This window comes from Sphingomonas sp., from assembly GCF_042096255.1.
Lineage (GTDB): Bacteria > Pseudomonadota > Alphaproteobacteria > Sphingomonadales > Sphingomonadaceae > Sphingomonas.
Genome location: NZ_JBELLZ010000029.1, coordinates 11,780 through 35,001 on the forward strand (window position 1 = coordinate 11,780; position 23,222 = coordinate 35,001).

Genomic DNA, 23,222 nt, shown 5'->3' on the forward strand with positions numbered 1-23,222 from the left:
CCTGAACTGGGCGGGCCTGCGGGTCCGCCCCTTTTGTCTCCAGCCAAAGGAGTTCTGCCGTGAAGCGCTTCATGCTGCTCGCGCCCCTGGCGCTCGCCACCGCCAGCTGCGGTTCGGACGATGCCGATCCGCCCGCATCCTTCACCCCAACGCCGGCACCCACGCCGACCCCGTCGCCGTCACCATCTCCGAGCCCCTCGCCGACGCCGACGCCTTCCGGCGCGCTGACGCTGACCGGCAACATCGCGCCGGCGCACGATCCCGCCATCCTGTTCGACAATGGCACCTATTACCTGTTCACCACCGGCAACAATGGCGACGCCGAGGGGCTGCTGGCGCTGCGCACCTCCACCAACCTGACCGACTGGACCCTGCGCGGCGGAAGCTACACCGCCATTCCCGCCTGGGCGAAGGCGGCGGTGCCGGACACGGGCGGGATGTGGGCGCCGGACATCATCAAGGTCGGCAACCAGTACCGGCTCTATTACTCGATCTCGGCATTCGGGAAGAACAACTCGGCGATCGGCCTCGCTACCGCGGACGTGATCGATCCAGCGGCTCCGGCGGCGAAATGGCAGGACCAGGGCGCAGTGGTGCAGTCGTCCACCAGCGACGACTACAATGCCATCGACCCCATGGTCTTCACCAACGGCGGCAAGCGCATGTGGATGGCGTTCGGCAGCTTCTGGACCGGCATCAAGGTGATCGAGCTTGATCCCGCGACCGGCAAGCGGCTCGCACGCGATCCGGCGCCGCGCGCGCTGGCCTCACGCCCGTTCCCTGGCGCGATCGAGGCGCCCTATGTGATCCGTCGGAACGGCTATTACTATCTGTTCGCCTCGTTCGAATCCTGCTGCCAGGGTGTGGACAGCACCTATTATACGGTGGTTGGGCGATCCTCGGCGCCGCTGGGGCCCTATGTCGACCGCGAGGGCAAGGCGATGCTTGACGGCGGCGGAACGGTGGTGCTCACCAACGGGCAGGATGACGGCAGCCAGTTCGTCGGTCGTGGCCACGTCTCCGTGATCCGCCGTGAAGGGACCGACTACCTCGTCTATCACGCCTATGATCGCCAACGGAACGGGTTCCCGACGCTCCAGATCCAGCGCCTCGAATGGGACGCCGATGGCTGGCCTGTTGCGCGCTAGCCTTTCGGCGCTGGCGCTGTTCGCCGCCGCTCCCATGGCGGCGGCAAGCATTCCGGCGCCGACCGATGCGATCGCGACCCGGTTCGGCAATGATGCGGAATGGTATCGCGATCGTATCCCGTTGTTCGAGTCGTCCGACTCGACGCTCGAGGCGGTCTATTATTATCGCTGGCAGATCGTCCGCGCCCACCAGCGTGATCTGGGCGAGCGGGGCTTCATCAGCACCGAATTTCTCGATGATGTGGGTTGGCAGCTGGAGCCCTGGGCCAGCCTGAACGATGCCACCGCCTTCCACCTGAACGAGGCGCGCTGGCTGCGCGACCGGCGCTTCGCGGCCGACTATATCGAACACATGTTCACCGGCGGCAACGATCGCCACTTTTCGGACAGTTTCGCCGACTGGGTGTGGCGCCGCTACCTGGTCGATGGCGATCGAACCGAGGCGCTGCGCCATCTGACGGTGATGCGCCACCTCTACGGCCAGTGGAACGACAAGCTCGATATCGTCAAGGGGCTCTACTGGATCGAGCCGCTGTTGGACGCGACCGAATATACGATCGCGTCGATCGATGCCTCGGGCGGGAAGGACGGCTTTACCGGCGGCAATGCGTTCCGCCCGTCTATCAACGCCTACATGTTCGCCAATGCGCGCGCGCTGTCGAAGCTGGCCGCACTGTCCGGCGACGATGCGGCCGCGCGCGACTATGCGGGCAAGGCGGCGGCGATCAAGGCGCGGGTGCAGCGCGACCTGTGGAACCCGGCGCTCCAGCATTTCACCGATCGCTACAAGGTGTCGAACGAACACGTCCGCTATTGGGATTTCATCCGCGGACGCGAGCTGGTCGGCTATGTGCCCTGGACGTTCGATCTGCCCGACGACGATCCGAAATACGCCGTTGCGTGGCGTCATCTGCTCTCGCCCGATCGGCTCGCCGGCGCGGCGGGGATGCGCACGGTAGAGCCGTCGTACGAGCATTACATGCGCCAGTATCGCTACGAAGGCACAGTTCCCGAATGCCAGTGGAACGGCCCGATCTGGCCGTTCCAGACCACGCAGACGCTGGCCGGCATGATCAACCTGCTCGACCACTACGACCAGCAGGTGGTGACTCGCGCCGATTTCCTGCGGCTGCTGCGCCAATATGCCCGGCTGCATTATCAGGGCGATCGGCTGGACCTGGAAGAGGACTACCATCCCGAAACAGGCAGGCCGATCGTCGGCCTCGCCCGCAGCCATCACTATTTCCACTCGGGCTTCATCGATCTGGTGATGACCGGGGTGGTCGGCCTGCGCCCCCGGGCGGACGACGTGCTGGAGGTGAACCCGCTGCTGCCCACGGGAACGGACACGATCCGGTGGTTCAAGGCCGATCGGATCCCGTATCACGGCCACGAAGTGTCGGTGACCTGGGATGCGGACGGCAGCCACTATCGGCGCGGTGCCGGCCTGCGCGTCTCGATCGATGGCCGGGAGGTCGCGACGCGCGCGAAGCTCGGCCGCATCACCGTGCCTTTGCCGCGCGCTACGCCCGCGCCGATCGATCGCCCGATCAACCGCGCCGTCCAGCTTGTTCGCGGCGAGTTCCCGCGGGGAGAGGCGTCGAGCAACACCGATGCAGAAGCGCTGCACGACGCAATCGACGGCCGCACCTGGTTCTTCCCGGAGGCGCCCAATGGATGGCAATCGGCCGACGCGTCGCGCGAACACTGGTATGCGGTGAACTTCGGGCGGGCACTGCCGCTCGGCCGTGTGGAACTTGCCTTTGCGGACAATCAGGCCGTCGCGGCGCCCGAGACGGTGCAGGTGCAGCGCTGGGACGGCGGCGGCTGGGTGGCGCTTGGCAGGGCGAAGGCTGTGCCGAACGGGATCACGCACGTGCGCTGGAGCCCGGGTTCGGCCGCGAGGCTGCGCGTGGTGATGACCCGGCGCGCCGGTGATCCGCGGCCGATCCGGCTGGTCGAGTTCAAGGCGTTCTGACGCTCAGCCCTTCACCGCGCGTGCCAGCTCCGCCTTGCTCATCTTCGAGCGGCCGGGAATGTTCTGCTTCTTCGCCTGCGCGTAGAGTTCGGCCTTGGTCGGTCCGTCGCCGCGCTCCTGCCGCTTGGTCTTGGCGAGACGCCGCTCGTTCTCGGCGGGGCTTTGCTGGTTGGAGGCGCCCGCCTCGCTGAGGCCGATCGCGATCGCCTGACGGCGGCTTTTCACCGTATCGCCGGCGCTGGTTTCGAGATCGCCATGCTTGAACTCGTGCATGACTCGCTCGACCGTTTCCTTTTGCGCCTTCGTCTGCTTCGCCACCGGCACGCCTCCGCGCGCCCGCTTCAGACGAGCGCCTTCGACTCTGCGAAACGCAGCAGCGTGCCGAAGGTCTCCAGCATCTCGCCATCGACCTCGTCGTCCTCGATGACGATGCCGAGCCGGTCTTCCAGCTCGGTCAGCACGCTCGCCACCGCCATCGAGTCGAGCTCGGGCAGCGCGCCGAACAGCGGCGTTGAGTCGCGGAAGGCGGCAACGCGGGTATCGTCGAGCGCCAGGATATCGCGCAGCACCGCGCGCACGGTGGCCTCGACTTCGCTGCTGCCTTCTGCGCCCACGTCTCTCTCCCGTTTTGTTCGCAGGTGCGGTAGAACGCGAGGGTGAAATCCGCAATCGTTCCGCGCTATGGCGGCGGCGTGATCGCGCTTGAGCCTGTTCCCCGACCCATCGATCACCTGCCCGCGCGCGGGGCTGCGGAGGCGCCCGCGCTGCTGCTGCGCGATGCGGTGGTGAGCTATGCAGGGCTGGAGGCGGCGGTGGCGCGCACCGCCGGCTGGCTCGCGGCGCAAGGGTTCGCGCCGGGCGACCGCGTCGCCACCTGGCTGCCCAAGATACAGGTCGCCTGCGTGATGCCGCTCGCCGCGGCACGGGCCGGGCTGGTGCATGTGCCGGTCAATCCTTTGCTCAAGCGCGCGCAGGTGGCGCATATCCTGGGTGACAGCGGCGCGCGGCTGCTGGTCTCGCATGCGCCACGACTGGCGACGCTGGAAGCGGGCGATCTTGCCGATGCGGCGGCGGTGGAGGAGATCAGTGCGGGAGACGCGCTGCCGCCCAGCGCCGCGGACCCGCAGGCGCTGGCGGCGATTCTCTACACCTCGGGCTCGACCGGGCGGCCCAAGGGGGTGATGCTCAGCCACGCCAACCTGTGGCTCGGCGCGATCTCGGTGGCGCATTATCTCAGCCTCTCGCCCGACGATCGTGTGCTCGGCGTGCTGCCGCTGAGCTTCGACTATGGCCAGAACCAGCTCTTCTCCAGCTGGGCGGCGGGGGCGAGCGTCGCGCCGATCGACTATATGGTGCCGCGCGACGTGGTGAAGGCGGTGGAGCGCCATCGCGCCACCACGCTCGCCGGCGTGCCGCCCTTGTGGGTGCAACTGCTGGAGGCGGACTGGCCGGCGGACACCGCGGCGCGACTCAAGCGGCTGACCAACTCGGGCGGGGCGCTGACGCCGCGGTTGGTGCGGGCCTTGCGCACGCGCTTTCCGGATGCCGACCTCTATCCGATGTACGGGCTGACCGAGGCGTTCCGCTCCACCTATCTGCCGCCGACGCTGGTCGATACGCATCCCGATTCGATCGGCCGGGCGATCCCCTTCGCCGAGGTGATGGTGGTGCTGGCCGACGGCAGCGCGGCCGAGGCTGGGGAGGCGGGCGAGCTGGTCCATGCCGGCCCGCTGGTGGCGCAAGGCTATTGGCGCGACCCGGAGCGGACCGCGGCGCGCTTCCGACCGGCACCGGCCTTTTCGACATTGGGCGGCGTCGCCGCCTGGTCCGGCGACACGGTGGTGGCGGATGCCGAGGGGCTGCTGCGTTTCGTCGGTCGTGATGACGAGATGATCAAATCGGCCGGCAACCGCATCAGCCCCGCCGAGGTGGAGGAGGCGGCCACCGCCGGCGGCGACGTGCGTGAGGCGGTGGCGGTGGGTGTGCCCGACGAGCGGCTGGGGCAGGCGATCGTGCTGGTGGTTGCGGGTGATGCCGCGGGGGAGGCGACGCTGCGCGAGCGGCTGCGGCGCGAGTTGCCGGGGTTCATGCAGCCTGCACGGATCGACTGGCGCGAGGCGCTGCCGCGCAACGCCAACGGAAAGCTGGATCGCAGCGCCATTGCCGCCGACGTGCGCGCGGCAAGTGTCCCCGCGAAGGCGGGGACCCAGTCTGGGCTCCCGCCTTCGCGGGGGCACATGGAGGCTCGATGAAGCCGTTTGGACCTTTTCCGCCCGAGTTCGTCGACCAGAACGGCGAGTTGATCATAGCGGGTCAAGCCGCGAGCGACTGGCTCGCCGCGCACGGCTCCCCGCTGTTCGTCTATGACGCCGCAATCGTCGCGGCGCGGATCGCGCGGTTCCGTGCCGCCTTCCCGCAGGTCGATCTTCACTACGCGATCAAGGCCAACCCGTACCCGCCGCTGCTGGAAGCGATGGCACCGCTGGTCGAGGGCCTCGACGTCGCGTCGGCCGGCGAGCTGGTCAGGGCGCTGGCGGTGAAGGGCGGCGACGTCATCAGCTTCGCCGGCCCGGGCAAGCGCGACGCGGAACTGGAAGCGGCGATCACCGCCGGCGCCACGATCAACCTCGAATCCGCGGGCGAGGCGGCGCGCGCGCTGGAGATCGGCGACCGGCTCGGCGTGACGCCAGGGCTGGCGGTGCGGGTCAATCCGGACATGGAGCTGCGCGGCAGCGGCATGAAGATGGGGGGGCGCCCGTCGCCGTTCGGGATCGACGCGGAGCAGGCGGCCGCGGTCGCGCGGCAGGTGATCGCGGCGGGCGCGGACTGGCGCGGGTGGCACATCTTCGCCGGCTCGCAATCGCTCGACACCGCCGCGATCATCGAGACGCAAGGTGCGACGCTGGCGCTGGCGGCGCGCTTGTCGGAAGAGGTCGGATGGATGCCACCGCTGGTGAATCTCGGTGGCGGCTTTGGTGTACCCTATTTTGCTGGTGACACGCCGATCGACCTGGATGCGATTGGCGGCAGGCTCTCGGAAGGGCTCGCCGCCTGCGACCTGACGGTCGCGGGGACGCGCTTCGCCATCGAGCTTGGCCGCTGGCTGGTCGCGGAGGCGGGCGTCTATCTCACCCGCGTGGTCGACCGGAAGGAGAGCCGCGGCGAGACCTTCCTGGTGGTCGATGGCGGCCTCCACCACCAGCTTGCCGCCAGCGGCAACTTCGGCACGGTGGTGCGCCGCAACTATCCGGTCGCGGTGGCGCATCGCATGGGTGCCGCGCCGGAGGAGGCGGTGTCGGTGGTCGGCTGCCTGTGCACCCCGCTCGACCGGCTCGCCGATCGCGTGGCGCTGCCGCGCGCCGAGGTGGGCGACGTCATCGCCATCTTCCTGGCCGGCGCCTATGGCGCCACCGCCAGCCCCGCCGCTTTCCTGGGCCATCCCGCGCCAGCCGAGGTGCTCGCCGTCGGCTCTTAACCTTGCCGCCCAGCCCTAACGCTATCTTCACCTCTCCCCAGCATAGCCGATCCTGAGCGCAACCGCATGCCTGTTCGCATGCGGCCCCCTGTAAGCGCGAGGGAGGTTTGAATGGGTGTCGACAAGTCGATCGCGGTGGTCGCGCTGGGCGCAGCCCTGTTGTCGGGATGCATGACGTCTAGCCGGCCGGAGCTTCCCCCCGCCGCGTTTGTCGCGGCGCGCGAAGCGCCGGGCGAGGAATATGTCATCGGCCCGCTCGATACGCTCAACATCTTCGTCTGGCGCAACCCGGAACTTGGCGCCAAGGTGCAGGTCCGCCCCGACGGCCGCATCACCACCCCGCTGATCAGCGACATGCCCGCGGTGGGCAAGACGCCGTCGATGCTGGCCGCCGACATGAAGCTGGCGCTGGGTGAGTATATCAAGGACCCGATCGTCTCGGTGATCGTGGAGAATTTCTCCGGCACGTTCAGTCAGCAGATCCGCATCGTCGGCGCCACCGAGAAGCCGGCGAGCCTGCCGTATCGCGCCAACATGACCTTGCTGGATGCGATGATCGCGGTGGGCGGCCTGTCCGAATATGCCGCAGGCAACCGCGCGCGGCTGGTCCGCTACGACCGCGCGACCGGCAAGCAGCGCGAATATGACGTCAAGATCAACAGCCTGCTGAAGAACGGCGACACGCGCGCCAACGTGCGGCTGGAGCCGGGTGACGTCATCATCATTCCGGAGAGCATGTTCTAGTGAACGGCCTCGTCGAAGAGGGCCGGATCGCGCTCCACGCGATCTGGAAACGGCGCTGGATCGCGCTGGGGATCGCCTGGGGCGTCTGCCTTTTGGGCTGGTTCTTCGTGTCGCAGATTCCGGCGCGCTATGAGAGCCGCGCGCGTGTGTTCGTGCAGATGAATAACGTGCTGCCGATCGGCAACGGCCCGCAGCAGCAGAGCCCGCAGGACAGCGTGGACACCATCCGCCAGACGCTGACCAGCGCGGTGAACCTGGAGAAGGTGGTGCGGGGCACCGACCTTGCCCGCAGCGTCTCCAGCGATCGCGACGTTGCCGACAAGGTCGCCGGGCTGCAGGGCCAGATCAAGGTGATGGCGCAGCAGAACAACCTGTTCGAGATCACCACCACCGCGTCCTCGCCCAAGCTGGCCCGGACGATCACCCAGAAGCTGATCGACATCTTCGTCGAGCAGAACCTGGCGGACGATCGCAGCCAGAATTCGCAGTCGCTGGCGTTCCTGGACCAGCAGCTCCAGCAGCGGCAGAAGCAGTTGCAGGAGGCGGAGGCCAAGCGCGCCGACTTCCAGAACCGCTACCTCGGCTCGCTGCCGGGCACCGGCTCGATCGCGGACCGCATCTCGGCGGCGCGCACCCAGATGGCGCAGGTGGATGGCGACCTCGCCGCCGCCAGTTCCAGCCTGTCGGCGCTGAGCGGCCAGATGGCGGGCACCCCGCAGACCGTCGCTTCGGCTGGCATGGCCCCTGGCGTTGGCCCCGCACGGGCGCGTCTGGCGGCAATCCAGGGCCAGCTCGCCGATGCGCGCGGCCGCGGCTATACCGAGAACCATCCTGACGTCGTCGCGCTGAAGAACCAGCTGGCGCAGGCCACCGCCGCCGCGCGTGGCGAGCCGGTGGGGGCAGGCGGCGGCGGCACGCCCAACCCGCTCTACCTGTCGCTCCAGTCGATGCAGGCGGACAAGCAGGCGGCGGTCGCCTCGCTGCGGATGCGCAAGCAGCAGCTTCAGGGCGATCTCGACGCGCTCAACGCCAAGATTGCGGGTGATCCCACCGTCGCGGCGGAGCAGGGCCAGATCGACCGCGACTATCAGGTGCTCAAGGATCAGTATGATCAATTGCTCGCCCAGCGCGAGCAGGTGGCGCTGCGCGGCCAGGCGCAGACCCAGACCGATGCGGTGAAGTTCTCCGTCATCGATCCGCCCACCACGCCGCGCGTTCCTTCGGCACCGAACCGGCCGCTGCTGCTGACTGGTGTGCTGATCGCCGGGCTGCTTGGCGGCATCGGCGGCGCCTTCGGCCTCGCCCAGGTGCAGGGCACGTTCGCGACCCAGCAAAGGCTGGAGCGTACCGCGGGCATCCCGGTGATCGGCTCGATCGGCGAGATGTTGACCCGCGTCGAGGCGGAAGCGCGCGCGCGTCGGTTCAAGTGGCTGCTCGGCGGCGCCGCCGGGCTGGCCGCGGCCTATGTCGCGCTGCTCGGCGTCGAGATGCTCCAGCGGGGGATGGCGGCATGAAGATCGAGCGCACCCCCAAGCCCGCGCGCGAGCTGTCGCTGCTCGAACGCGCGGCGGAGATGTACGGCTTCGACGGGCTGCTCGGGCCCGATCGGGAGGTCGGCAAGCCCGCTCCTGCCACTCCGCCGCACCCGGACCCGTTCGCTTCAAGCGAAGTTGAGAAGCGTGAATCACAGGCGGAAGTGCAGCGTGTCTCGACTGGCGCGCAGCGCCAGCCTGTCCTGAGCGACTGCCGCAGGCAGGCAGTCGAAGGGCTCGACACGGACGAAGAGGGGATTGCCGAGGCTGTCGACGCGGATGCGCTGCTCTTCTTGCGGAGCGAGCCTGAAGACGCCGAAACGCTCGACGAGGAACCGCTAGACCTCGCCAACCTGCCCGAATGGACGCCGCCGCCCGGCATCGCGCTGATCGATCGCGCCATGCTGGCACAGAAGGGCATGCTCGTTCCCGGCGCGCCGGTCGGCGCGCTGGCCGAGGAGTTCCGGCTGGTCAAGCGCCAGCTGCTGCTCACCGCGCGCGAGGTGGCGGAAACGCCGCTCGGCCAGCGTGCGCGCACGTTTCTGGTGGGTTCGGGCAAGCCGGGTGACGGCAAGACGTTCTGCGCGGTCAACCTGGCGATCAGCCTTGCTGCGGAGCGTGACGTCGAGATCCTGCTGATCGATTCGGATTTCGCCAAACCCGATGTCATGAAGACCCTCGGCCTACAGGAGGGCTTCGGCTTCCTCGACGTGCTCGCCGACCACGCGATCGATCCCGAGAGCTGCGTGGTGCGCACGGACGTGCCGCAGCTGGTGCTGATGCCCGCCGGCGCGCGCACCAATGCCGATACCGAGCTGCTCGCCAGCGCGCGCACCGGCGAGGTGATCGACCGATTGCTTGCCGCCAATCCGAAGCGGATCATCGTCTTCGATACGCCGCCCGTGCTGGCGGCCTCGCCCGCCTCGGTGCTGGCGCTGCTGGTCGGACAGGTGATGCTGGTCGTCCGCGCCGATCGCACCACGGAGGCGGACGTGCGCCAGGCGGTCGGGCTGCTCGACGGCTGCGACAGCATCAGCCTCGTGCTCAACGCGGTCTCGTATCAGCCAGGCGGCGGACGCTTCGGCAGCTATTACGGTCAGGAGAAATCGTGATGCGTGCCGCCCACCTGCTGGGGCGCGGGACGGCGCTGGCGACGGCGCTCGCCGCCACTGGCGCGGTTGCCAAGAGCCGCTACGTCCAGCCCTATATCGAAGCGTCGCAGATCGTCACCGCCGATCTCACCAACGACGATGTGGTGACCTACAGCCAGATCGCCGCCGGAATCGACGCAGGCGTCAGCGGTCCGCGCGCCGATGCGCAGGTCAGCTACCGTTACGAGCGGCGGTTCGACTGGGACGACGACATCGCCGACACCGACGTCCACTCCGGCCTCGCGCGCGGCACCTATCGCTTCACCCCGTCGCTGTCGCTCGACGCCGGCGCGCTGGCGACGCGCACCCGCGTCGACATCCGCGGCCCCGCGCCCGGCGTGCTCGCGGGCAATGTCGACAACATCACCCAGGTCTACTCGGTGTACGGCGGGCCCAGCCTGTCGACCAGCACCGGCCCAGTCCAGCTAGCCGCCGCCTATCAGGCCGCCTATACCAAGGTGGAGGTGCCCGACGCGGTCGGCCTCGCCCCCGGCACGCCGCGGCGCGACTATTTCGACGAATCCTCCAGCCACATCGTCACCGGCAGCGCCGGCATCGCCGCGGGCACGGTGCTGCCCTTCGGCGTGACGCTGAGCGGCGCCTATGACCGAGAGGATGCCAGCCAGCTCGATCAGTCCTATGAGGGCTGGTACGGCCGCGGTGATGTCGTGCTGCCGGTCAGCCGCACCGTCGCGCTGCGCGGCGGGGTCGGCTACGAGCGGATCGAGTCGAAGCAGCGCGACGCGCTCACCGATGCGGACGGCAATGCCGTGACCGACTCGAACGGCCGCTTCGTCACCGATCCCGCCTCGCCGGTGCGGATCGCCTATCGCACCGATGGCCTGATCTACGACGCCGGCGTGATCTGGCGGCCCAGCCCGCGGCTGGAGCTCCAGGCCAATGCCGGCTGGCGCTATGGCGGCGAGACCTACACCGGGCTGCTCAGCTACCAGATGTCGCAGGACACCGGGCTGCGCGTGGTGGTGTATGATGGGATCGAGACCTTCGGGCGGCAGCTGCGCGACGGCCTCCGCCAGATGCCGACTCAATTCTCCACCCAGCCCGATCCGTTCGGCCAGCAGTTCAGCGGCTGCGTATTCGGCAGCCGGCCGGGCGAGGGCGGTTCGGGTGCGGGCGCCTGCCTCAACGACGCGTTCCAGTCGGTCAACTCGTCCAGCTATCGCGCCCGCGGCATCGATGCGGTGCTGTCCACCGCACGCGGCCGATCGAGCTATGGCATCGGCGTCGGCTATTCGAACCGCAAGCTGTATGCGCCGCGCACCGCGCCGGGGATCAACGTGTTCGGGGCGGAGGACGAGAGCTATTATGCGCAGGGCTTCTGGTCGCGCGCGCTGACCCGCCGCTCGGCGCTCGATCTCAATCTGTTCGCCAATTATTACGACAGCGGGCTGGTGGACGATGGCGTCCTCGGCCTCGGCGCGGCCGGCAGCTACAGCCTAAACTTCGGCCGACTCGGTACAATCGCCTCCCTGGGCGTCTATGCCTACGACCAGGAAGGCTTCGACAGCCAGGTATCGGCGCAGGCGCTGCTGGGCGCCCGCTACAGCTTCTGAGGACCCTGCCATGTACGAGCAGCACTTCGGCCTGACCGATCGCCCCTTCGCCCTCACGCCGGACCCGCGCTTCTGGTTCGACACCGCCACGCACCGCAAGGCGATGTCGTACCTGGGCTATGGCCTCCAGCAGGGCGAGGGCTTCATCGTCATCACCGGCGACATCGGCGCGGGCAAGACGACGCTGGTCGGCCATCTGATCGGCCGCATCGATCCCGCGCGGATCGCGGTGATCAAGATCGTCTCCACCGCAGTCGAGGCGGACGACCTGCTGCGCACCGTCGCGCACGGCCTAAGCGTCGAGGGGGAGGGCCTCTCCAAGGCGGAGCTCCTCAAGCAGATCGAGCGCGGGCTGCACGGCGTCGCGCGGACCGGCAAGCGCATCTTGCTGATCGTGGACGAGGCGCAGGCTTTGCCCGTCTCCGCGCTGGAAGAGCTGCGCATGCTCTCGAACTTCCAGGCGGGCGGGCATGCCATGCTGCAGATCCTGCTGCTGGGCCAGCCCGAGTTCCGCGATCGATTGAGCGGCTCGGACCGGCTGGAGCAGCTCCGTCAGCGGGTGATCGCGGTGCACCACCTCGATCCGATGGGCGAGGACGAGGTCGCCGCCTATATCGCGCACCGCCTTCAGGTGGCCGGGTGGCAGGGCAAGCCCGATTTCACCGACGACGCCTTTCCGGTAATCCACCGCGTCAGCGGCGGTGTGCCGCGGCGTTTGAACCAGCTGATGGGCCGCGTGCTGCTCCAGGCGGCGCTGGCGGATGCGGACCTGATCGACGCGGCGATGGTGGAGGCGGTGACCGAAGACGCCGAGCGCGACATCGCCGCACCGCCGCCGCCGCCGGTGGCACCCTCGGAGACTGCTCCGGTGATCGAGCCCGCCGAGCCCGAGCCCGAGCCCGAGTCCGAGCCCGTCGCGGAGGCGATCGCGCCCGCGCCGGAGCCGCTCGCCCCCGCCCGGATCGCCAATGGGCTGGGAGAGTGGATCGAGGAGGTCTCGTCCAGCGAAGCCGATCTCACCCGTCGCGTGGACGACCTCGAAGCGCAGCTTGCCGCCGTTCCGCGCCCCGATCCGACGCTGGACAGCCGGATCGCCGCACTGGAGGCGCGCGATGACGCCGCGTCGGAACGCCGCATCGCCGAACTGGAGAACCGCATCGCCGAGCAGGACGCGGCGCTCCGCCGCGTGCTGACGCTGCTGGTCGACTGGGTGGAAGGCGACGCGCGAGACACGGTCCGCTCGGCGGCTTGACCTCTTAACCCCTCCTTCGTCCTCCACCGCTAAGGCGTGCCGCATGGCGGATCTGCTCCACGGCCTGTCGGTCGACGTAGAGGAATATTTCCAGGTCGGCGCGTTCGAGCGGACGATCGCCAAGGCGGACTGGCCATCCTACGCCAGCCGCGTCGCCGCCAACACCGGCCGGGTGCTGGACCTGTTCGCCGGCGCGGGGGTCCACGCCACCTTCTTCACTTTGGGCTGGGTGGCGGAGCGGCACCCCGCGCTGATCCGCCGCATCGTCGCCGAAGGGCATGAGGTCGCCAGCCACGGCTGGGACCATCAGCGCGTCTTCACCATGACCGCGGACGAATTCCGCGCCGACCTTGCCCGCGCGCGCCACGCGCTGGAGGATGCCGCAGGCGTCGCGGTCACCGGCTATCGCGCGCCCAGCTTTTCGATCGACGCGCGCACGCCCTGGGCGTTCCCGGTGCTGGCGGAGGCGGGCTATCGCTACAGCAGCAGCGTCGCGCCGCTCGCACACGATCATTACGGCTGGCCGGACAGCCCGCGCTATGCCTGGCGCCCGCTTGCCGATGCCGATCTGATCGAGCTGCCCGTCACCGTCGCTGAACTGGGCGGCCGGCGGATGGCGACGGGCGGCGGCTTCTTCCGCCTGTTTCCCGCCGCGCTCACCGATTTCGCGGTGCGTCAGGTCGCCTCGGCCGATCGTCCGGCGGTGTTCTACTTCCACCCCTGGGAAGTCGATCCCGCCCAGCCGCGCGTGAAGGGCGCGCCGCTCAAGTCGCGCGTCCGGCACTATGCGCGGCTCGGCGCGATGGCGGGCAAGCTCGACGGCCTGATCCGCCGTCACCGCTGGGGCCGCGTCGATGCGGTGGTCGCGCGCGAGGCGGCGCGGCTGTGAATGCGTTCTCGCCCATTCCGCTGGTCGAGGCCGGGGCGGTCCGGCCCGCCACGGCTGCCGATGCGCCCGGCATGGAAGCGTTCGTCCGCGCGCATCCGGACGCCACTCCCTTCCATCTTCCCGCCTGGACGCAGGCGGTCGCGCGCGGCTGCGGTCAGCGGGACCGAACGCTGATCGCCACGCGCGATTGCGCGATCGTGGGGGTGCTGCCGCTCACCGAGGTTCGCTCGCCCTTGTTCGGCAACGCGCTGGTCTCCGCCGGCTTCGCGGTCGATGGCGGCGTGCTGGGGGAGGGGGACTTCACCCCCGCGCTGCTCGATCTTGCGCATGCGCGGGGTTGCGGCACCGTTGAGCTTCGTGGCGGCGCGCTGCCGCCGGGCTGGGCGGCGGACGACACCACCTATCTCGGCTTCGCCCGCGATCTCGCCGCCTCCGACGAGGCGGAACTCGCCGCCATTCCGCGCAAGCAGCGCGCCGAGGTGCGCAAGGCGCTGGCGAACGCCTTGGAGGTGGTCACCGGCAGCCGCGATCTCGCCGACGAGCATTACCGCATCTACGCCGAATCGGTCCGCAATCTCGGCACACCCGTCTTCCCGCGCGCACTGTTCCGCGCCGTGCTGGAGATGATGGACGCCGACATCCTCACCGTCCGTCACGCCGGCAAGCCCGTCGCCAGCGTGCTGAGCCTGTACCTCAACGGCACCGTCTATCCCTTCTGGGGCGGCGGCAGCGAGGCAGCGCGTGGCTTGCGCGCCAACGACAGGATGTACTTCGCACTGATGGCGCATGCCCGTGCGCGCGGCTGCACCCGTTTCGATTTCGGGCGCTCCAAGGCGGGCACTGGCCCCGCCGCGTTCAAGAAGAACTGGGGCTTCGAGGGGCGCCCGCTTGCCTATGCCAAGTGGAGCGAAGGAGGCGCGCGGAACGTCAATCCGCTCAATCCCAAGTACGCGCTGATGGTCCGTACTTGGCAGCGCCTGCCGCTGCCGGTCGCCAACATGGTGGGGCCGTGGATCAGCCGCGGGCTCGGCTGATGGAGCTGCTGTTCCTCGCCCATCGCGCGCCATTCCCGCCCGACCGGGGCGACAAGATCCGCAGCCACCATATCCTGCGCCATCTCGCCCGCCATGCGACCGTGCACCTCGCCGCCTTCGCGGACGATCCGCGCGACGAGATCGCGCCGCCCGACCTGCGAGCAATGCTGGGCGAGGTGCTGATCGTGCCGCGCACCCGCTCGCGGGCGCACGCGCTGGCGGATGCGTTGCTGACCCGGCGACCGTTCTCGCTTTCCGCCTTTGATGACGCGCGCCTGCACGCCTGGGTGGCGGATCTGCTCGCGCGCCGGCCGATCAAGGCGATCTACGCCTTCTCCGGGCAGATGGCGCAATATCTGCCCGCCACGCGCATGCGAACGGTGATGGACTTCGTGGATCTCGATTCGGCCAAGTTCGCCGCCTACGCGCGGGACGCGCGCGGGCCGATGCGCTGGCTGATGCGACGCGAGGCGCGGCTGCTCGCCGCCTATGAACGCCAGGTCGCCACGCGTGTGGACGCCAGCCTGTTCGTCAGCGCGGCGGAGGCGGCGCTGCTGCCGGGCGCGCAGGCGCTGGAGAACGGCATCGACACCGAGCGCTACGATCCCGCCGCGGTGGCGCCCGTCGCCACCACCGGGCCGATGATCGTCTTCACCGGCCAGATGGATTATCGCCCCAACATCGACGCGGTGGTGGCGTTCGCGCGCACCGCCTTGCCCGCGATCGTCGCCTGCAACCCGCAGGCACGCTTCGCCATCGTCGGCCGCGCCCCCGCGCCGGCGGTGCGCGCGCTCGCCGGGCCGCAGGTGATCGTCACCGGTGAGGTGCCCGATACGCGCCCGTGGCTCGCCGCCGCCAGCGTCGTCGTCGCGCCGCTCGCGCTGGCGCGGGGCGTGCAGAACAAGGTGCTGGAGGCAATGGCGATGGCACGCGCGGTGGTCGCTTCGCCTGCCGCGGCGGCGGGCATAGACCATGCGGGCGCGATCGTGGTCAGCGACACGCCTGCCGAGGCGGTGAGCGCGCTGCTTGCCGACCCGGAGCGTGCCGCGAGCCTGGGTGCCGCCGCGCGTGCGCAGGTGATCGCGCGCTACGGCTGGGACGCGCGGCTGGCAGGGCTGGAGGCGCTGGTATCGCCCCGCGCTGCCATGGGGAAAGCCGCATGACCGTTGCCATGCCGCACGAGGCCTTCGCCGCACCCCGCGCCGCGTTGTGGCGCACCCATTTCAGCGCGCTGGCGCTGGTCGCCGCCGCGCTGCTGCTGCTGTTCCACCGCGACCTGGGCGACCTCGTCCATATCTGGTGGACCAGCACCACCTTCGGCCACTGCCTGTTCATCGTGCCGGTGGTCGCCTGGCTGGTCTGGCAGCGTCGGGCCGAGCTTGCGCGGCTCACCCCGCAGGGCTGGGCGCCGGGGCTGGCGATCGTCGCAGCGGGCGGGTTCGCCTGGCTGGTCGGCGAGGCGGCGTCGGTCGCGCTCGCCCGGCATGTCGGGCTGGTGACGATGCTGGACGGCGCGGTGGTGACGTTGCTCGGGCCGTCGGTGGCGCGCGGATTGCTGTTCCCGCTTGGCTACCTCTACTTCGCCGTGCCGTTCGGCGACGGGCTGGAGCCGCCGCTCCAGGACCTGACCGTCGCGATGGTGATGCCGATGCTCCATGCCGTCGGCATCCCGGCGAGCGTCGACGGCGTGCTGATCCATGCCGGCCGCTACTGGTTCGAGGTGGCGGAGGCGTGTTCGGGCGCGAAGTTCGTGCTGGCGATGATCGCTTATGGCGCTTTGGTGGCTAACCTGTGCTTCCGCTCGTGGCGGCGACGCGCGGTGTTCATGGGCGTCTGTCTGGTCGTTCCGGTGCTGGCCAATGGCCTGCGCGCGTTCGGGACCATCTATGCCGCCAATCTTACCTCGGTGGAGCGCGCCACCGGCTTCGACCATATCGTCTATGGCTGGGTGTTCTTCGGGCTGGTGATGGCGTTGGTGATGGCGGCAGGCTGGCGCTGGTTCGATCGCGCGCCGGACGAACCAGCCTTCGATCCCCTCCGCATCCAGGTGCCGGCGCGCGCGCTGGCGCTGCTGCCCGCAGCGGCGCTGACGCTCGCCATCGCGCTGGCCTTTCCGGCGTGGAGCAAGGTGGTGGCCTCGCGCCCGACCGCCTTACCCGCGCACCTCGACCTGCCGGCGGTGCCCGGCTGGGCGCGCACCGGGCTGGACACCAATGCGCCCTGGGCGCCGCACTATCCCGCCGCCGACCATTTCCTGCTCGGTCGCTATGCGCATGGAGGCGAGGCGGTGGACGTGTCGGTCGCCGCGTTCGCGCGGCAGCGCGAGGGAGCGGAGCTGATCGCCTTCGGCACCGGCGTGCTGCGCGAGGGCGATCGCTGGATCCGGGTCGCCGACGAGGCGCCGATCGCGGGCGGGCGGGTGATGCGGATCGTCGCGCAAGGCCGCGACGGCAGCACGGTGGAGCGCGTGGTCGCGACATGGTATCGCGTCGGCGACACGGTGACGGCGGACGGGAGGCGAGTGAAGATGGCGACGCTGGCGGCGCACCTGGGCGGCGGCGATCCCACCGCGGTCGCGCTGCACGCCTCCGCGGTCGTCCGTCCCGGCACCGACGCGCGCGCCGCCATTGCCCGCTTCGTCGCGGCGGCGGGCGGGCCGCGGCGCCTGACCACTTACTGATGTGCGGCATCGCCGGGCTGTTCCACCCCGGCCTCCCCAAGCCCGTCGATCCCGCCCGCGTCCGCGCGATGGCGGACGCGCTGGCGCATCGCGGGCCTGACGGATCGGGCGTCTGGACCGCGCCCGGCGTGGGCCTCGGCCACCGCCGGCTGTCGATCATCGACGTCGCAGGCTCGCCGCAGCCGATGGCGAGTGCGGACGGCGCGATCACCGTCGTGTTCAACGGCGAGATCTACAACTTCCAGGAATTGCGCGCAGACCTCGCCACGCGTGGTCACGTCTTCCGCACTGAGGGCGATACCGAGGTGCTGATCGCCGGCTGGCGTGCCTGGGGGCCGGCGATGCTGGAGCGGCTCAACGGCATGTTCGCTTTCGCCATCCACGACGCGGGCGGGCGGCTGTTCCTGGCGCGCGACCGGCTGGGGGTGAAGCCGCTCCATTATGTCGAGCTCAGCGACGGCGCGCTCGCCTTCGCCAGCGAGCTGAAGGGTCTGCTCGCGCATCCGCTGCTCCGCCGGCAGGTAGATCCAACCGCCGTCGAGGATTATCTGGCGTTCGGCTACGTTCCCGATGACGCCTGCATCGTCGCAGGCGTTCGCAAGCTCCCGGCGGGAAGCTACCTGCTGATCGAGCGCGGCCGGCCGGTACCCGCGCCGGTGCGCTGGTGGCAGCCGAGCTTCGCCGATCGCGCGCGCGGCAGCCGTGCGGCGCTGGAGGAGGAACTGCTCGACCGGCTGCGCGCGGCGGTCCGCTCGCGCATGGTGGCGGACGTGCCGCTCGGCGCGTTCCTCTCGGGCGGGGTGGACAGTTCGGCGGTGGTCGCGCTGATGGCGGAAGCGTCGCGCGCCCCGGTGACGACCTGCACGATCGGCTTCGACGAGGCGGGGCATGACGAGCGGTCCTATGCCGCCACCGTCGCGCAGCGCTTCGCCACCGATCATCATGTGGAGGTGGTCGGCGCGGGCGATTTCGCGCTGATCGACACGTTGGTCGCGGCGTTCGACGAGCCCTTTGCCGACGCCTCCGCGCTCGCCACCTATCAGGTCTCGCGGCTCGCGCGCCGCCACGTCACCGTCGCGCTCTCGGGTGATGGCGCGGACGAGGCGTTCGCGGGCTATCGCCGCCAGCGCTTCCAGGCGGCGGAGGAGCGGGTGCGCGGCCTATTCCCGCCCGCGTTCCGCGCGTCGGTGTTCGGCACGCTCGGCCGCCATTATCCCAAGGCGGACTGGGCGCCGCGGCCGCTGCGCGCCAAGACCACCTTGCTGGCACTCGCCGACGATGGGGCGGAGGCCTATGCCCGCTCGGTCGGCGTCACCACCCCCGCCCTCCGCCACGCGCTGTTCTCGGAAGTCGGACGCCGCGCCATCGCCGGCCACCGCGCCGAGGACCGCTGGGTCAGGGCGATGCGCGAGGCGCCCGCGCGCGACCCGCTCGACCGCGCGCAATATGCCGACCTGACGCTCTGGCTGCCTGGCGACATCCTCACCAAGGCCGATCGCACCAGCATGGCGGTGGGGCTGGAAGCGCGCGAGCCGCTACTCGATCATCGCCTGGTCGAGTTCGCCGCCACGCTGCCTCCCTCGCTCCGCCTGCGCGGTGGGCAGGGCAAGTGGCTGATGAAGAAGGCGGTGGAGCGCTTCCTGCCCAGGGAGGTGCTGTACCGGCCCAAGATGGGTTTCGTCACGCCGGTCTCCGCCTGGTTCCGCGGGCCGCTGGCGGGCGAGGCCGCGGCGCTGGCCAAGTCGCGCGCGCTGGCGGAGACCGGCTGGTTCGATCTCGCCACGCTTGCCCGCCTCGCCGAGGCGCATCGCGCCGGACGTGAGGAGCATGGCCGCACCTTGTGGCAGTTCGTGATGCTGGAGCGCAGCCTCACGCGCCTGTTCGGCTGAGCTACACCAGCCAGCGGACGTAGAGGTCCGGCCACAGCGAGGCGGTCGCCGTCTCCGGCAGCCGCACGCCAAAGCCGTGCCCGCCGCGGTTGAAGAGGTGCATCTCCACCGACACGCGGAAGGCGCGCGCGGCGGCGGCGAGGTCGAGCGTGTTCGCCACCGGTACCATCCGGTCGTCCTCCGCCGCGAACAGGAACAGCGGCGGCGCGCCCGACAGGCGGCGGTCGATCGCATATCGGTCCACCAACCACAGGTCAGGATCGGGCCCGAGCAGGCTTTCCCGGCTGCCGCCCCGGCTGCGGCCCGGCGACAGGTTCGACACCGCATAGCCGAGCGCCGCGGTGGCCGGGCGCGCACTCTCTCGATCGGCCGCGTCGACGGGCTCATAGACGCGCAGCTCGTGCAAGGTGGTCAGTGCGCCCGCGAGGTGCCCACCCGCCGAGAAGCCGAGCACCGACAGCCGCTTCGCGTCGATCCCGAGGCGCACGGCATTCGCGCGGATCAGTCGCATCGCGCGCTGCGCATCCTGAAGCGGCACGTCGGCGCGGTCGCGCCAGCCGTCGACCGGCAGGCGATAGTCGAGCACGAAGGCGGTGATGCCGTGCCGCGCCAGCCGCTGCGCGACCTCCGCGCCTTCGTTCTGCACCGCGACGAAGCTGTAGCCGCCGCCGGGTACGACCAGCACGCCGCGCCCGTCCGGCCGGGCCGGCCGATGGATGCCGATTGACGGCATCGCCGTGCCCCGCCGCGCTGCCGCCGGCGGGCCGCCCGGCGGCTCTCCCGGCCACAGTCGCACCGTCTGAACCGGCGGCAGCGGCGGCGGCGGTCCCTGCGCCGCGGCCACGCCGGGCAATGCAACCGCGGCGGGCAGCGCGAGCAGCCCGCGCCGGTCCAAAGTCACGCCGCGGGCTTCGCCAACACGCGCTTCATCCACAGCTCGAACCATTCGGGCCAGTGCGATCCGGACAGTTCGGGCGAAAGATAGCGCGGGCCGAAACCGTGGCCGCCCTCCTGGAGGAAGTGCGCCTCCACCGGCACGCCGACCTCGCGGCACGCATCCATTATCGCCGCAGGGGAGTCGAACGGCACCGCGGGATCATCGACCGCATGGACGATGAAGATCGGCGGCGTTCCTGCGTTCCATGGCGGTGCGGGCTTGGACACGCGCTTGGCGGCATCGAACCGGGCGGAGGGCAGCTTGCCGATGCGCATGCGGTCTCCGGAGGTCACCGGGTAGATCAGCCCCGCAAACGCCGGCCTCGCGGATTGCTCATCGGCCGCATCGACCTTGGCATAGACTGGATCGTCGAATGCCACCGCCAGGCTGGACGCAAGCAACCCGCCCGCCGAGAAGCCGACGCAGCCCAGCTTCGCCGGGTCGATGCCGTACTTGGCCGCATTCGTCCGGATCAGCCGCATCGCCCGCTGGCCGTCCTGGAGCGGCACGTCCTGCGGATCGGCCCAACCCTCGCCGGGCAGGCGATAGGCGAGCACGAACACGGTGACGCCCAGCGGATTGAACGTCCGCGCGACGTTGATCCCTTCGTTTTCCACCGAGATGAAGCGATAGCCGCCGCCGGGGATCGCCAGCAGCGCGCGCCCGTCCGGATTGGCGGGGCGGAATACGCCGACCACCGGCTCGGGAACGCCGCGCAGTTGGAGCTCGCGCCGCGGCGGCGTGCCGCTCATCGCATAGTTCGGCACCGGCAGCACGCGTGGCGACCCCGGCGGGCGGCCGGGCCATAGCTTGAAGTGCTCGGCGGGCGGCCAGGGTGTCACCGCATCCTGCGCCATCGCCGGGCGCGCTGCCGCCAGTGTCGCGAGGCCGATCGCCCCACCCATCATCGTCCGCCGATCGAGCATGCGTGCATCTCCTGTTGTGCCGGCAGGATAGGCGGGCGCGCGGCGAACGCTAGCATACATCCGACTAGTCAAAGCCGTTCGTGCTGAGCGAAGTCGAACCACCTTGAGAGCGCAATGCGTGCCCTTCGACTTCGCTCAGGGTGAACGGAGGCGGTGAAGATCGGTCCGAAGCGCCTCAGAGATAGAGGGAAATCCCCAGCACCTCGATCGCGTCGGTCTTGCCGCCGAACGCGATCCGCTCGCCCGCCACCGCGCCGATCAGCGCGCGGGCGAGGGGGGCCTGGAAGCCGATCAAGCCCTCGGCCGGAACCGCCTCGTCCATGCCGACGATGGCGAGGGTGCGCACGAGGCCGGCCATGCGGATCATCACGCGGGTGCCGAACGCCACCTCGTCTACATCAGCCGCGGAAACGACCGCGGCGGTGGCGCGGCGCGTCTGCCAGTAGCGCAGCTCACGTCGCAGCGCCTTGCCGCGCTCCTCGTCCGCTTCCGCCGCGATCGCGGCATCGAGTTCGGATACCTTAGCCTCGATCTGCGCGAGCCCGCGCTCGGTCACCAGATTGGGACCGGGCGGGATCGGCAGCTCGAAGACGGGTTCCTTGTGCTCGTCGTCGCTTTCGCGGCGGAACGCGACGCTCACTTGGTGAAGAGCTTCGCCCAACCGCGCACCGCACGGTCCTTCCAGTAGCCGCGGTGATAAGCGTCAGACGCCAGCAGCGGCATCACGCTGCCCGCTTCGGCAAACACCATCTGCTCGATGCCGGTGTTCACCTTGCCCCAAGACGCCGCCTCCTGAAGGGTGGAGGAGGAGCAGGCACCGTCGCGCACGTCGGCGACGGTGATCTGCACGGCGTATTTGTGCACCTCGACATCGTCATGGCCGAGGATCTCGGCGCAGACCACGGTGTCCTGGATGAAGTTCTTGGGCACGCCGCCGCCGATCATCAGCAGGCCGGTGACGCCCGCCTCGATCTTGATCTGGGTGAGCTCGCGGAAGTCCGCCACGGCGTCGATCATCACATACGGGCGGCCGTCCTTGGCGGCATCGACCTGGTGCTTGACCAGACCGAATCCTGCCGACGAGTCCACGAACGCCGGGCAGAAGATCGGCACGTCATGCTCATAGGCGAGCTTGACGAGGCTGTTCTCCTTCTTGCCATGCTCGACCAGATACTTGCCCATCTCGCGGATGAACGCGCGCGACGAATAGGGGCCCGCCGGCAGCGACTCGGCGATCTCGAAGATCGTGTGGTCGACGTGCTGGAGCGCTTCCTCGTCGATATAGGTGTCGTAGATGCGATCGATATAGAGCGAGCGCAGCGTGTCGTCGTCGGGGATCTCCAGCGCCTGATAATGCTTGTGGCCCAGCCCCTCGAAGAAATCCATGTCGACGATGGTCGCGCCGGTGGCGACGATGCCATCCACCATGTTGTTGCGCACCAGCTCGGCATACAGGTCCATGCAGCCGCCGGCGCTGGTCGATCCGGCGATCACCAGGAAGATGGTGCAGTCCTTGTCGGCCAGCATGTCGTTGTAGATCTTCGTCGCGCGGCCGAGATCGCGGCTGGTGAAGCTCATGTCGCTCATCGCATCGACGATCGGGCGCGCGTCGAAGCTCTTGATGTCGATGTGCTTGACCTGCCTCGACAGCAGTTCTTGCTTGCGGGTGTCGTTGATCGGCGGGTTGGCCGCGGCGGTCTTGGTCAGGGTGTCGGTCATGGGATGCTCCCGTGAGAGATGCCCGTCGTCGTTGAGGGGACGCGGAAACCCGTAAGGGGGCGACGACCCGCAGGTCGCCGCCACCCGATCTCGCTATGCTACCGTTCTTACAGCTTGACGACGTTCGACGCGGCGCGGCGTTCCTCGCGCAGGTACATCGAGTCCATCGGCTCATCCGCGACGATCACCGTCTCGTCCGATCCGAACCCGTTGAATGCGGTGCGCATCGCCGAGCCATAGGCGCCCAGCATGCCGATCTCGAAATAATCGCCCGTCACCACGTCCGCGGGCAGC

At 69.6% G+C, this 23,222-nt stretch carries 20 protein-coding genes and 1 pseudogene; 14 read left to right on the top strand and 7 right to left on the bottom strand.

The genetic code is table 11. From position 1 onward, the window contains the following. Positions 1–59 precede the first annotated feature (59 nt). A complete protein-coding gene (locus tag ACFDTH_RS07600; protein ID WP_375286929.1) occupies positions 60–1,148 on the top strand; it encodes an arabinan endo-1,5-alpha-L-arabinosidase in 1,089 nt (362 codons plus the stop codon). Beyond that, positions 1,126–3,126 (top strand): glycosyl hydrolase family 65 protein, encoded by a 2,001-nt coding sequence (locus tag ACFDTH_RS07605; RefSeq protein WP_375286930.1) that lies wholly within the window; start codon positions 1,126–1,128, stop codon positions 3,124–3,126. Before ACFDTH_RS07600 ends, ACFDTH_RS07605 begins: the two co-directional genes overlap by 23 nt. A gap of 3 nt (positions 3,127–3,129) precedes the next feature. On the opposite strand, the gene ACFDTH_RS07610 is transcribed toward ACFDTH_RS07605, so the two are convergent. Together ACFDTH_RS07610 and ACFDTH_RS07615 are read right to left on the bottom strand one after the other, a co-directional pair. Further along, on the bottom strand, positions 3,130–3,444 hold the full coding sequence (locus ACFDTH_RS07610; RefSeq protein WP_375286931.1) for a DUF6496 domain-containing protein: 315 nt from the start codon (positions 3,442–3,444) through the stop codon (positions 3,130–3,132). 23 nt (positions 3,445–3,467) lie between these two features. Beyond that, entirely contained in the window at positions 3,468–3,740 is a 273-nt protein-coding gene (locus tag ACFDTH_RS07615; RefSeq protein ID WP_375286932.1) for an acyl carrier protein, read from the bottom strand. A gap of 78 nt (positions 3,741–3,818) precedes the next feature. On the opposite strand from ACFDTH_RS07615, the gene ACFDTH_RS07620 reads away from it, so the two are divergent. The 12 genes from ACFDTH_RS07620 (at position 3,819) to ACFDTH_RS07675 (ending at position 19,346) form a co-directional block, all read left to right on the top strand. After that, positions 3,819–5,378 (top strand): acyl-CoA ligase (AMP-forming), exosortase A system-associated, encoded by a 1,560-nt coding sequence (locus tag ACFDTH_RS07620; RefSeq protein ID WP_375286946.1) that lies wholly within the window; start codon positions 3,819–3,821, stop codon positions 5,376–5,378. Further along, positions 5,375–6,601, top strand: a complete 1,227-nt coding sequence (locus tag ACFDTH_RS07625) for a pyridoxal-dependent decarboxylase, exosortase A system-associated (RefSeq protein WP_375286933.1) — start codon at positions 5,375–5,377, stop codon at positions 6,599–6,601. Before ACFDTH_RS07620 ends, ACFDTH_RS07625 begins: the two co-directional genes overlap by 4 nt. A 111-nt stretch (positions 6,602–6,712) precedes the next feature. Then, positions 6,713–7,345, top strand: a complete 633-nt coding sequence (locus ACFDTH_RS07630; protein WP_375286934.1) for an XrtA/PEP-CTERM system exopolysaccharide export protein — start codon at positions 6,713–6,715, stop codon at positions 7,343–7,345. Further along, on the top strand, positions 7,345–8,859 hold the full coding sequence (locus tag ACFDTH_RS07635; RefSeq protein ID WP_375286935.1) for an XrtA system polysaccharide chain length determinant: 1,515 nt from the start codon (positions 7,345–7,347) through the stop codon (positions 8,857–8,859). The genes ACFDTH_RS07630 and ACFDTH_RS07635 overlap by 1 nt, the downstream gene beginning before the upstream one ends. After that, positions 8,856–9,989 (top strand): P-loop NTPase, encoded by a 1,134-nt coding sequence (locus ACFDTH_RS07640; RefSeq protein WP_375286936.1) that lies wholly within the window; start codon positions 8,856–8,858, stop codon positions 9,987–9,989. The genes ACFDTH_RS07635 and ACFDTH_RS07640 overlap by 4 nt, the downstream gene beginning before the upstream one ends. Next, positions 9,989–11,602 (top strand): hypothetical protein, encoded by a 1,614-nt coding sequence (locus ACFDTH_RS07645; RefSeq protein ID WP_375286937.1) that lies wholly within the window; start codon positions 9,989–9,991, stop codon positions 11,600–11,602. Before ACFDTH_RS07640 ends, ACFDTH_RS07645 begins: the two co-directional genes overlap by 1 nt. A 10-nt stretch (positions 11,603–11,612) precedes the next feature. Next, positions 11,613–12,854, top strand: coding sequence for an AAA family ATPase (locus tag ACFDTH_RS07650; protein WP_375286938.1), 1,242 nt, complete (start codon positions 11,613–11,615; stop codon positions 12,852–12,854). Between the two features lie 43 nt (positions 12,855–12,897). After that, positions 12,898–13,743 (top strand): XrtA system polysaccharide deacetylase, encoded by an 846-nt coding sequence (locus ACFDTH_RS07655; RefSeq protein ID WP_375286939.1) that lies wholly within the window; start codon positions 12,898–12,900, stop codon positions 13,741–13,743. 71 nt (positions 13,744–13,814) lie between these two features. Next, positions 13,815–14,777: a FemAB family XrtA/PEP-CTERM system-associated protein gene (locus ACFDTH_RS07660; protein ID WP_375286948.1), complete on the top strand. Its 963-nt coding sequence runs from the start codon at positions 13,815–13,817 to the stop codon at positions 14,775–14,777. Next, positions 14,777–15,940, top strand: coding sequence for a TIGR03087 family PEP-CTERM/XrtA system glycosyltransferase (locus tag ACFDTH_RS07665; RefSeq protein ID WP_375286949.1), 1,164 nt, complete (start codon positions 14,777–14,779; stop codon positions 15,938–15,940). Before ACFDTH_RS07660 ends, ACFDTH_RS07665 begins: the two co-directional genes overlap by 1 nt. Beyond that, positions 15,937–17,457 carry an exosortase A gene (gene xrtA / locus ACFDTH_RS07670; protein WP_375286940.1) on the top strand — a complete coding sequence of 507 codons (1,521 nt, stop codon included), beginning with the start codon at positions 15,937–15,939 and terminating at the stop codon, positions 17,455–17,457. Before ACFDTH_RS07665 ends, xrtA begins: the two co-directional genes overlap by 4 nt. Next, complete coding sequence (locus ACFDTH_RS07675) at positions 17,457–19,346, top strand: XrtA/PEP-CTERM system amidotransferase (protein ID WP_375286941.1); 1,890 nt, start codon at positions 17,457–17,459, stop codon at positions 19,344–19,346. Before xrtA ends, ACFDTH_RS07675 begins: the two co-directional genes overlap by 1 nt. Before the next feature lies 1 nt (position 19,347). On the opposite strand, the gene ACFDTH_RS07680 is transcribed toward ACFDTH_RS07675, so the two are convergent. The 5 genes and pseudogenes from ACFDTH_RS07680 to ACFDTH_RS07700 all read right to left on the bottom strand — a co-directional run. After that, complete coding sequence (locus tag ACFDTH_RS07680; RefSeq protein WP_375286942.1) at positions 19,348–20,247, bottom strand: alpha/beta hydrolase; 900 nt, start codon at positions 20,245–20,247, stop codon at positions 19,348–19,350. After that, positions 20,244–21,209 (bottom strand): alpha/beta hydrolase, encoded by a 966-nt coding sequence (locus ACFDTH_RS07685; protein WP_375286943.1) that lies wholly within the window; start codon positions 21,207–21,209, stop codon positions 20,244–20,246. The genes ACFDTH_RS07680 and ACFDTH_RS07685 overlap by 4 nt, the downstream gene beginning before the upstream one ends. 175 nt (positions 21,210–21,384) lie before the next feature. Further along, the gene (locus ACFDTH_RS07690) at positions 21,385–21,849 is read right to left on the bottom strand and encodes a GreA/GreB family elongation factor (RefSeq protein ID WP_375286944.1); all 465 of its coding nucleotides are present in this window, start codon (positions 21,847–21,849) and stop codon (positions 21,385–21,387) included. Further along, on the bottom strand, positions 21,846–22,928 hold the full coding sequence (locus ACFDTH_RS07695; protein ID WP_375286945.1) for a deoxyhypusine synthase: 1,083 nt from the start codon (positions 22,926–22,928) through the stop codon (positions 21,846–21,848). Before ACFDTH_RS07695 ends, ACFDTH_RS07690 begins: the two co-directional genes overlap by 4 nt. 107 nt (positions 22,929–23,035) lie before the next feature. Then, positions 23,036–23,222: pseudogene (locus ACFDTH_RS07700) on the bottom strand (type III PLP-dependent enzyme); the annotation flags it as partial.

Coding starts and splice junctions, on each gene's coding strand:
- ACFDTH_RS07605 (WP_375286930.1), top strand. CDS start 1,126: ATGGCTGGCCTGTTGCGCGCTAGCCTTTCGGCGCTGGCGCTGTTCGCC.
- ACFDTH_RS07625 (WP_375286933.1), top strand. CDS start 5,375: ATGAAGCCGTTTGGACCTTTTCCGCCCGAGTTCGTCGACCAGAACGGC.
- ACFDTH_RS07630 (WP_375286934.1), top strand. CDS start 6,713: ATGGGTGTCGACAAGTCGATCGCGGTGGTCGCGCTGGGCGCAGCCCTG.
- ACFDTH_RS07640 (WP_375286936.1), top strand. CDS start 8,856: ATGAAGATCGAGCGCACCCCCAAGCCCGCGCGCGAGCTGTCGCTGCTC.
- ACFDTH_RS07645 (WP_375286937.1), top strand. CDS start 9,989: ATGCGTGCCGCCCACCTGCTGGGGCGCGGGACGGCGCTGGCGACGGCG.
- ACFDTH_RS07650 (WP_375286938.1), top strand. CDS start 11,613: ATGTACGAGCAGCACTTCGGCCTGACCGATCGCCCCTTCGCCCTCACG.
- ACFDTH_RS07655 (WP_375286939.1), top strand. CDS start 12,898: ATGGCGGATCTGCTCCACGGCCTGTCGGTCGACGTAGAGGAATATTTC.
- ACFDTH_RS07660 (WP_375286948.1), top strand. CDS start 13,815: ATGGAAGCGTTCGTCCGCGCGCATCCGGACGCCACTCCCTTCCATCTT.
- ACFDTH_RS07665 (WP_375286949.1), top strand. CDS start 14,777: ATGGAGCTGCTGTTCCTCGCCCATCGCGCGCCATTCCCGCCCGACCGG.
- xrtA (WP_375286940.1), top strand. CDS start 15,937: ATGACCGTTGCCATGCCGCACGAGGCCTTCGCCGCACCCCGCGCCGCG.
- ACFDTH_RS07675 (WP_375286941.1), top strand. CDS start 17,457: ATGTGCGGCATCGCCGGGCTGTTCCACCCCGGCCTCCCCAAGCCCGTC.
- ACFDTH_RS07685 (WP_375286943.1), bottom strand. CDS start 21,209: ATGCTCGATCGGCGGACGATGATGGGTGGGGCGATCGGCCTCGCGACA.
- ACFDTH_RS07695 (WP_375286945.1), bottom strand. CDS start 22,928: ATGACCGACACCCTGACCAAGACCGCCGCGGCCAACCCGCCGATCAAC.